This is a genomic window from Mucilaginibacter sp. NFR10 (assembly GCF_900100445.1).
In the GTDB taxonomy this organism is placed as follows: domain Bacteria; phylum Bacteroidota; class Bacteroidia; order Sphingobacteriales; family Sphingobacteriaceae; genus Mucilaginibacter; species Mucilaginibacter rubeus.
Map to the genome: position 1 here is coordinate 160,814 of NZ_FMTV01000005.1, position 9,507 is coordinate 170,320.

At 40.0% G+C, this 9,507-nt stretch carries 11 protein-coding genes; 5 read left to right on the top strand and 6 right to left on the bottom strand.

The annotated features are described in order from the left end of the window. Positions 1 to 124: 124 nt before the first annotated feature. The 5 genes from pyrR to BLP33_RS17790 form a co-directional block, all read right to left on the bottom strand. Complete coding sequence (gene pyrR / locus BLP33_RS17770; RefSeq protein WP_090531558.1) at positions 125 to 673, bottom strand: bifunctional pyr operon transcriptional regulator/uracil phosphoribosyltransferase PyrR; 549 nt, start codon at positions 671 to 673, stop codon at positions 125 to 127. 89 nt (positions 674 to 762) lie between these two features. Continuing rightward, positions 763 to 1,158 carry an ACT domain-containing protein gene (locus BLP33_RS17775; protein ID WP_090531560.1) on the bottom strand — a complete coding sequence of 132 codons (396 nt, stop codon included), beginning with the start codon at positions 1,156 to 1,158 and terminating at the stop codon, positions 763 to 765. Between the two features lie 250 nt (positions 1,159 to 1,408). Further along, complete coding sequence (gene rpsA, locus BLP33_RS17780; RefSeq protein ID WP_090531562.1) at positions 1,409 to 3,376, bottom strand: 30S ribosomal protein S1; 1,968 nt, start codon at positions 3,374 to 3,376, stop codon at positions 1,409 to 1,411. Between the two features lie 193 nt (positions 3,377 to 3,569). Beyond that, a complete protein-coding gene (locus BLP33_RS17785) occupies positions 3,570 to 3,992 on the bottom strand; it encodes a lipocalin family protein (protein WP_090531564.1) in 423 nt (140 codons plus the stop codon). 40 nt (positions 3,993 to 4,032) lie between these two features. Continuing rightward, a complete protein-coding gene (locus BLP33_RS17790) occupies positions 4,033 to 4,704 on the bottom strand; it encodes a hypothetical protein (protein ID WP_090531567.1) in 672 nt (223 codons plus the stop codon). Between the two features lie 221 nt (positions 4,705 to 4,925). On the opposite strand from BLP33_RS17790, the gene tyrS reads away from it, so the two are divergent. From tyrS to BLP33_RS17805, 3 genes are all read left to right on the top strand, one after another. Then, positions 4,926 to 6,209: a tyrosine--tRNA ligase gene (tyrS, locus tag BLP33_RS17795; protein ID WP_090531569.1), complete on the top strand. Its 1,284-nt coding sequence runs from the start codon at positions 4,926 to 4,928 to the stop codon at positions 6,207 to 6,209. A gap of 191 nt (positions 6,210 to 6,400) precedes the next feature. Continuing rightward, entirely contained in the window at positions 6,401 to 6,895 is a 495-nt protein-coding gene (locus tag BLP33_RS17800) for a type II RES/Xre toxin-antitoxin system antitoxin (RefSeq protein WP_090532043.1), read from the top strand. After that, a complete protein-coding gene (locus tag BLP33_RS17805; RefSeq protein WP_090531570.1) occupies positions 6,895 to 7,347 on the top strand; it encodes an RES family NAD+ phosphorylase in 453 nt (150 codons plus the stop codon). Before BLP33_RS17800 ends, BLP33_RS17805 begins: the two co-directional genes overlap by 1 nt. A gap of 130 nt (positions 7,348 to 7,477) precedes the next feature. On the opposite strand, the gene BLP33_RS17810 is transcribed toward BLP33_RS17805, so the two are convergent. Continuing rightward, positions 7,478 to 8,338 carry a sigma-70 family RNA polymerase sigma factor gene (locus BLP33_RS17810; RefSeq protein WP_090466905.1) on the bottom strand — a complete coding sequence of 287 codons (861 nt, stop codon included), beginning with the start codon at positions 8,336 to 8,338 and terminating at the stop codon, positions 7,478 to 7,480. A 228-nt stretch (positions 8,339 to 8,566) separates the two neighbouring features. Between BLP33_RS17810 and BLP33_RS17815 the strand changes: the two genes are divergently transcribed. Beyond that, positions 8,567 to 9,214 carry a DUF2975 domain-containing protein gene (locus tag BLP33_RS17815; protein WP_090531573.1) on the top strand — a complete coding sequence of 216 codons (648 nt, stop codon included), beginning with the start codon at positions 8,567 to 8,569 and terminating at the stop codon, positions 9,212 to 9,214. Positions 9,215 to 9,217: 3 nt separating this feature from the next. Further along, positions 9,218 to 9,418, top strand: coding sequence for a helix-turn-helix domain-containing protein (locus tag BLP33_RS17820; protein ID WP_090531574.1), 201 nt, complete (start codon positions 9,218 to 9,220; stop codon positions 9,416 to 9,418). The last annotated feature ends 89 nt before the right edge of the window (positions 9,419 to 9,507 follow it).

Here is a 9,507-nt window from a genome sequence, read left to right on the forward strand (position 1 = left end):
TATTTTTATTCCGTCATTGCGAGGTACGAAGCAATCCCCGATTAGCAGAGACTTCTTGCATGATAGCTCTGTACAATTTGGGATTGCTTCGTACCTCGCAATGACGCTTTGTGTATATTATATTTTATTCCTGTACCTCTGAAACAAGAACGATCTTGTCCTCACCATCAGTGTCCTTCCAGCTTACTACTACTTTTTGCGATGCGATAGAATCGACCTCGATACCCACATAATCGGCAGATACCGGGATGTGGCGCGAGTAACGGCGATCAACCAAAGCCAGTAGCTCTATTTTTTCAGGCCTGCCGAATGCCTGCATGGCATCCATAGCGGCGCGAATAGTACGGCCTGTCCACAGCACATCATCCATCATGATCACTTTTTTACCTTCAATAATAAAATCTATTTTGGTTTGATTAGGTACCAGTTGTGATTCGCGGCGGCGGAAATCGTCGCGGTAAAAGGTGATATCAAGATCGCCTTGCAGTATGTTTTTATCGGGAAGGATTTTTCTAAGTTCTTCTGCAACGCGTTTGGCTAAATAAATGCCACGCGGCTGAATACCAATTAATACTGTATTTGAAAAGTCGTTATGATTTTCAATTAACTGGCGACATAAACGTTGTATGGTAATTTGAAACTTTTGTCCGTCGAGCAGTGTTAGATTTTGCATCGTATGGGTGGATTTGGGCAAAAGTAATAATTTGTTTTCAAAAGCCCCCTCTAAATCTCCCCCGATAGGGGAGACTTTTTACAATTCAGTTATTCGGCAAGTTTTCTTAAAGTCAACATCGCCCTTTCTGCATCTTTTTTCGCCACAAAAATATGATCATGATAATAAGCAGCTACTACGTTGCAGCTGATATTTTCATTGGCCAGCGCAGTTGCAAATGCAGCGGTTAAACCAGGCGCTTCCAGTGATGAATGGATGGTTAAAGTGATCCAGGCGGCAATATAGCTGTATTCAAGATTTAGCCTATCGGCTGTTTCTTTTTTTAGAATGAGGGTTACGGCTTCCTGTTCTTTAAAAAAAGCTATGATAGCGTCAGTGTTAATGTTACTTAATGATGATGTTGTGCAATAAACATAATCACCGTCATTAAGTACAGGCGTCATGTTTTTTAGCAGTGTGTTGAGGTTGGTTTCGCCGGTTGTCATGTGGCAAAGATAATACGAAAGACAATTCTAAATATATCATTGAAGCGTAGCGTGGCAACCGCATGCTATACAGAGCGGTCATGCTTCCGTGCGATTGCCACGCTACGCTTCAATGACAGTTTTTGGTTGTTTTTTCAAGGCAACTTTCATCTTCCGAACATTTGTGGCTAAAAACGAGTGCAATAAATGAAGCGAAATGAAAAAGCCCCTTCGGAAACCGGAGGGGCTTATATAATTGCTTAAGCTAAAATTATGCTTCTTCTTCAGAGCTGTTAGCAGCAGGTGCAGCCTTGCGGGCTTTGTTTTCAGCACCTTCCATTTGCTCTTTTAACTGAGCTAATACGCTAAGATCGCCTAAAGTTGATTTTTCAACAGAATCTTTCACTTTTTTCACCGCGTTAGTAGCAGCTTTTGCTTCTTTTTTGCGATTTTCAAATTCCTGTACGCGGGCATCAGCGCGGGCTTCTTCCCAAATACGTGAGTGTGAAATAACGATACGTTTGTTTTCTTTGTTAAATTCAATGATTTTGAATTCAGCAGCTTCTTCAGCTTTTAAGCTCTTACCGTCTTCTTTAACCAGGTGTTTGGTTGGCGCAAAGCCTTCAACACCGTAAGGTAAAGCTACGATAGCACCTTTGTCAGTTACTTTGATAACAGTACCTTCATGGATCGAGTCGATAGTGAAGATGGTTTCAAAAGTATCCCAAGGGTTTTCTTCAAGCTGTTTGTGGCCTAAGCTCAATTTGCGGTTTTCAACATCAAGTTCAAGTACAACCACATTCAGTTTTTCACCAACTTTAGTGAATTCGTTAGGGTGGTTAACTTTTTTAGACCAAGAAAGGTCAGAGATGTGGATTAAGCCGTCGATGCCGTCTTCCAGTTCAACAAATACACCAAAGTTGGTCATGTTTTTAACTGTAGCTACGTGCTGAGTACCAACTGCGTACCTTTCAGCAGCGTTTTGCCATGGATCAGGAGTTAATTGTTTAACACCTAATGACATTTTGCGCTCTTCGCGGTCTAAAGTCAATACCTGAGCTTCGATCTCGTCACCAACTTTCAGGAATTCCTGAGGGTTGCGCAGGTTTTGTGACCATGACATTTCTGATACGTGGATCAAACCTTCAACACCAGGGATGATTTCAAGGAATGCACCGTAATCAGCAACGGTAACGATTTTACCTTTCACTTTTGAACCAACCTGAATGTCTTCAGAAAGGCTTTGCCAAGGGTGAGGGGTTAATTGTTTCAAGCCAAGAGCGATACGTTTTTTCTCGTCATCAAAGTCAAGCACAACAACGTTGATTTTTTGATCCAATGATAAAATTTCGCGTGGATGCTCAATACGGCCCCATGAAATATCTGTAATGTGCAGTAAGCCGTCAACACCACCAAGGTCAATGAATACACCAAAGTCGGTAATGTTTTTAACGGTACCTTCCAATACCTGACCTTTTTCAAGGCGAGCAACAATTTCAGTTTTTTGGTTTTCCAGATCGTCTTCGATAAGCACTTTGTGCGATACCACAACGTTCTTGAATTCGTGGTTGATTTTAACAACTTTGAATTCCATAGTTTTACCTACATACACATCGTAATCCCTGATAGGTTTGATATCGATCTGTGAGCCAGGTAAGAAGGCTTCAACGCCCATAATGTCAACAATTAAACCACCTTTAGTACGGCTCTTAACAAAACCGGTGATGATTTCATCGTTATCAAGGGCTGAATTAATGCGCTCCCATGATTTTTGAGTTTTTGCACGTTTGCGTGAAAGTACTAACTGACCGTTAGCATCTTCCTGCGATTCAACAAAAACGTCAACTTTGTCACCGATCTTCAGATCAGGTGTGTCACGGAATTCTGATACTGATACTAAACCGTCTGATTTGAAACCTACGTTAAGTACAACATCTTTGTTGTTAACGTTAACAACAGTACCGGTGATGATTTCGCCTTTGGTGATAGAGCTGAAAGTTCCATCATACAATTTCTCAAATTTCTCACGGTCGTCATCGCTGTAGTTACCAAATTTTTTGTCGTCAGCATCCCAGTCGAAATCTTCGCTTGGTGTAGCCGCGATTTTTGATTTGATCTCTTCAATTGATATTGAATCAGCTTCTGATTCAATAGTTTCTTTTTCGCCAGCCGCTTTAACTGTACCCAGTTCAGCTTCTTTCGCTTTTAATTCTTTTTCTGCTTCTTGTTTTTTTGCCATTAAATAATTTTTCTCCTTTTCCCAATTTGTTAATTGGGACTGCAAAGGTACGGATATATTTTATTGAAAAAAGAAATTTTTTAATGTTAATTGCTTATATTCAGGCAATTTTAGGTCAGAAACGAGTTAGAATAACTTTTGATACTAATTGCCACTCTTGTAAGTCTTAATATTAAGGCCAGTTAACAAATAATTATTGCCTTTTCATAGTGTATTCTACTTCTCCCCGGTATATAGAGGAACTGCCAGAAAAATGTATGACCAGGCTTGAGCTTGTAATTTTTTTTATAGCATACCGAGTGGCCTTTTGGTCAATATCCCTTTTTACAAATAAGCTATCGCCAGCAATTTGATATTTGCCATATTCAAAAAGCCCATTACGATCTTGGGGGTTTTCAATGAATGTGCCATCGACTTTAAATTCAAAATAACTAAGCGGGTCAAGCGTAGTGGTATAATCACGATGATCAGTCAATTTATCATTAGTGTAATCATCATAGGTTTGCTCAACCCAATACCATTTTCCTATTATCGATGCGGTCTCCTTCTTGTCTTTTTTACAGGAGTAGGTTAAAATTGAATATACCGATAACAGTATGCAGATTGTTTTTTTCATTGAGATAAGGTTTTTTAACCAGTAAATATAAAGACAAACTTTAATTTGCGTTGAGTTTATTTTCTATCTCTTGAAAAATCTGCATAAAATCATTCAGCATTTCCTCGCGGTAACTGCTCAATATTTCATCCATGATCACCTCCTGCTCTGGTGTGAAAGGGTTTTTCCAAACGCGCATACAGATCCGTTTTAATGCATAGGCAATCTGGTGCGTTTCGGCATAAGTATGCAGATACTGGCTTTTTTTAAAACCTTCATAAAATTTAAAGAAAACGGCAGTATCCTCAAGCCCGGCAAAGGTTAAAAAGCTTTTTATTTTATCGTCCTGACAACCTTCTAAATGGTCGTAAAATTCAGTGACACTTATTTTGCCAGTGGTCAGCAGCAGGTTATCAATAATTAACTCAAGTGCGATGTGCCCTAAAAAAAATGGTTTTACCGGCGAGTTTATTAAGGCCGGGGCTAACAACTTTTTAAGCTCATGCGAACGGGTGGTGAAAAAAGCAGATGAGTGAAAATACCGGTCGACATCAAGGTGTTTGTTCCATCCTGCTATGATCGAATTAACCTTGTTATCAGTGTGGTGCAGTTTTTCGGGATGAAGGATGATGTTTTTATCGGCGTTTTTCAGCAGGTCGGGCAGCACCGTTCCCAGCACGTGGTAACAGTTGGTCGTATCCCTGTCGAAATAAAAATGCGATAAAAAATTCATAAGCCTTGCCTTGCAAAATACCCGGTTTTGCTCAAGATACAAAATATAAGTAATTATTTGAAACAGATTTTACCTGTAGTTAACCTATATAAGCACGGATTTTTTCACGAATAGATAATTAAATCGAATTACACGAATTTTTCAAAGGGGGTATCTGCAATTAGTGAAAATTAGTGTATCAATTTCATTTATATTTGCACCTTTTTGAAACAGAACTTGATATGAACTTTGTTGAAGAATTACGCTGGCGCGGCATGCTGCATACCGAAATGCCCGGAACCGAGGATATGTTAAATAAAGGTATGGCTTCGGGGTATATCGGGTTTGATCCAACTGCCGATTCATTGCATGTTGGTCACCTTACCCAGATCATGACCCTGATCCACTTTCAGCGTTCAGGTCATAAACCATATGCTTTGGTTGGTGGGGCTACCGGCATGGTAGGCGATCCGTCGGGCAAATCTGCCGAGCGTAATTTATTATCAGAGGATGTGCTACAGCATAACCTGGAAGCTGTAAAAAAACAGCTTACCCGTTTCCTTGATTTTAACACCGGTGCCAACAGCGCCGAAATGGTGAACAATTACGATTGGTTCAAAAACTTTACTTTTCTTGATTTTATCCGCGATGTAGGCAAACACATTACGGTTAATTATATGATGGCCAAAGATTCGGTGAAGAAACGTTTGGAGGGCGATACCGGTATGTCATTCACCGAATTTACATATCAGTTGGTACAGGGCTACGATTTTTACTACCTGTGGAAGTATCATAACTGCTCATTGCAAATGGGTGGCAGCGATCAATGGGGAAATATCGTTACCGGTACTGAGCTTATCCGTCGTAAAGACAGCGGTGAGGCTTTTGCCTTAACTACCAACCTGATCAAAAAAGCAGATGGTACAAAATTTGGAAAAACCGAAAGCGGTGCTGTTTGGCTTGATGCCGAGCGTACCTCGCCATACCAGTTTTACCAGTTTTGGTTAAATACTACCGATGTTGACGCCAAATCATATATCCGCATTTTTACTCTGCTTGGTCGTGATGTTATTGAAGCGATGGAAATTGAGCATGATGCCGCACCACATACACGTGTATTGCAAAAAGCATTGGCTAAAGATATTACGATTCGCGTACATGGCGAAGCTGAATACGAAAAAGCAATAAAATCTTCGGAGTTTTTGTTTGGTAATATAGGCATCGAATTTTTGAGCGAACTGAATGAAGCTGAGGTTTTGGGTTTGTTTGCCGGTGTGCCTAACTATACCATAGCGTTAAGCGAATTAGAGCAGGGAATTAACGCTGCCGATCTTTTAGCGGCGAAAACGGCTGTTTTTGCATCAAAAGGTGAAGCTAAAAAGATGATACAAGGCGGTGGTGTTGCTATCAATAAAGTTAAAATAGGTACTGCCGATGATGTTTATAATGCAAATGCTTTGATTGGCGATAAATTCATCGTGGCTCAAAAAGGTAAGAAGAACTATTTTTTGATAATAGCAGAATAAGTTAGGTCAGTGAGTCATTCGATGAATCGTCATTAAGTCATTGGACTCTTGTCTCATTAAATCGTTGGTAAGGTCAATGACTTAATGACAAAATGACCAAACGATATAGAAAAGCGACAGGTTAAAACCTATCGCTTTTTTTGTTGGCTTAATATTTGTAAATACGACAAATGGTAATTATATTTGTATATATGTCGTATAAATCAAAACCAGATACTAAAAATGAGGTTAATGAGCCCATGGCAGCGTATGTTGTTCAGGGAGCTATGCCTTCGTTTTATAGTTTATTGAACGGCTCAAAACAGTTAAAAGCATCCTCTGATTTTGATATCATCAGCCTGGCGCGTAAGGGCTTCCCTAAAAGTGCCTTACTTTCCCTGGCAAAAAAAATCTCCCTTAATATCCAGGAGCTTGCCAATATACTGCATATCTCCGAGCGCACCTTACAGCGCTACGAGGATGATGTTATCATCAAAACCGAGTATGCCGAAAAGGCTATTGAACTTGCACGGCTTTATACCCGTGGCGAGGAGGTTTTTGAATCGATGGATAAATTCAAGATCTGGATCAAAACGCCGTCGGTAGTTTTCAGAGGTGAGGCACCTGTTACTATTCTGGATACATCTGCCGGTTTCGACATGGTTTTTAAAGAGCTTGGCCGCATTGAACACGGTATTTTTGCCTGATGATACTTTTCCGTATTACCAAATGCAATTACGCTACCGACCTGAGCGGCACCGGAGCACGATTATATGGCGGTCGCTGGAATAGCGAAGGTAAACCGATGCTTTACCTTGCTTCCTCCAGATCATTAGCGGTGCTTGAGGTGTTGGTGCATTTGGATCCGCTGGTAATTCCAGGTAATTATTGCCTTACTGAAATAGAAGTGCCGGATAGTAAAATAATCACTGTGGAGGCTGCGCAATTACCTGAAGATTGGCGTGATATATCCGGTCCGGTAATTTTGCGCCAACTTGGCGATGCCTTTCTTAAAAAACAGGAATATTTATTAATGAAAGTACCATCGTCAATTGTCACTGCCGAATATAACTACCTGCTTAACCCCTTGCATCCCGATTCTTTTGGAGTGAAACTTTTAAAAAAAGAACCTTTTAGTTTTGACAGGCGGCTTATTTAGCCATTAAGTCATTTTGATAAATCGTCATTAGTCGTTGAGGGGCAGTCATTACATCGCGGCTAACCATGCCAAAGAAAAAAGCCACCGGTTATATAACCAATGGCTTTTAATATGTCTTTTTAGCTTGTGATTAACCTAAATATGATTTAAGGATCTTGCTCCTTGAAGTATGGCGCAAGCGTTGCAAGGCTTTGTCTTTGATCTGACGCACGCGCTCGCGGGTTAGGTTAAATTTCTCGCCAATTTCCTCTAATGAAAGAGGGTGGTTAGTTCCTAAACCAAAGAACAATACAATGATCTCGCGCTCGCGCTCAGTTAAGGTTGATAATGAACGTTTGATCTCTTCAGATAATGACTCATTGATCAGGATCGAATCGGTGTTTGGTTCCTGGTTTTCCAGTACATCAAGCAATGTATTCTCTTCACCTTGTACAAACGGTGCATCCATTGATACGTGGCGGCCCGAGTTACTCAGTGTGTCGGAGATCTTATCAACGGTGGTCTCCAATATATCAGCAAGTTCTTCGGGCGATGGTTCGCGCTCGTACTCCTGTTCGAGCTTTGAAAAAGCCTTGCTGATCTTACTTAATGAACCTACCTGGTTAAGTGGTAAACGCACAATACGCGATTGCTCGGCAATAGCCTGCAATATCGACTGGCGGATCCACCATACAGCATATGATATAAATTTAAAGCCTTTGGTTTCATCAAAACGCTTGGCGGCTTTAATCAGGCCGAGGTTGCCCTCGTTAATTAAATCGCCCAGTGTGAGGCCCTGGTTTTGGTATTGTTTAGCAACAGATACAACAAAGCGAAGGTTAGTTTTGGTTAAACGCTCCAATGCCGCCTGGTCGCCCTCGCGGATCTTTTGCGCTAAAATTACTTCTTCTTCGGCGGTTATTAGGTCTACCTTACCAATCTCGTGCAGATATTTATCAAGCGATTGCGACTCGCGATTGGTAATGGATTGCGTTATTTTGAGTTGTCTCATCTATTTAATAAACCTCTCTATTCGTTATATTCTGAATAGAACGTGCAAAGCTAATATTTTGTTTCTAAAATAAAACATATAAATCAGAAATAGCAATACCAGTGTAAAATTTTATATTCAAAATTTTAAATTTATGTATATCGCATAAAATTTATTGTAAAACAATGAATTTATTTTGTTATTTAATAAATATTGTTTTTATTTGAATTGAATTAATATTGTAGTGTAATGAAAAAGGTACGTGCCCTGCAAATACTTGTTTATATAGTGTTTGGTTTGTTTGTTTTTCAGAATATGGCTGCCGATTTCTGGCAGGGGTTTAAGGATGGATACAATGATGGAATGGGTACAATAGATGGCGCTAAAAGATACGGGCCAACATTGCAAGCCACTATTGACGGAAGCTTCATTTCGCAAAAAAATGGGGGCGAAATGAAGATAGGTGAAAACTATACTTTAAAGAATATAATTATAAACAGTGATATAGTAGTTAATAATGATAATATATCTGTAAGCTGGCCATTAAACGCGATTGAAACTGGGCTGATACTTATTACAACTCTGATAGTAATAAGAATAGCCTATCTTATTAATAAGGTTATTGTAAATATTGTAGAGGGTACTTTATTTGAGCAGCGATGTATTAGGCTGATCAAAAGCACAGGGATGCTGTTATTGCTGTTTACATTGACTGATTATATAGGGCAGCAGGTATCCTATCAGGTGTTAATAGCTAAATTGCATGTGCCGCTAAAAATCATCAATACATCGGCATTTAATTTTGGCACGCTGGTATTTGCTATCTTGATATTTATCCTGGCCGAAGCATTTAAGCAAGGGGCGAGGCTTAAAGAGGAGCAAGCTTTAACTATTTAAGTCATGCCGATAATAGTAAATCTTGATGTGATGATGGCAAAACGAAAAATGTCATTAAATGAACTGAGCGACAGGGTAGGGATCACCATATCAAACCTTTCTATCCTAAAAACAGGCAAGGCGAAAGCCATCCGTTTTGAAACACTCGAAGCCATATGTAAGGCGCTTGACTGCCAGCCGGGGGATATTCTGGAATACAGGTGAAAGGTGAAAGGTGAAAGGTGAAAGGTGAAAGGTGAAAGGTGAAAGGTGAAAGGTGAAAGGTGAAAGGTGAAAGGTGAAAGGTGAAAGGT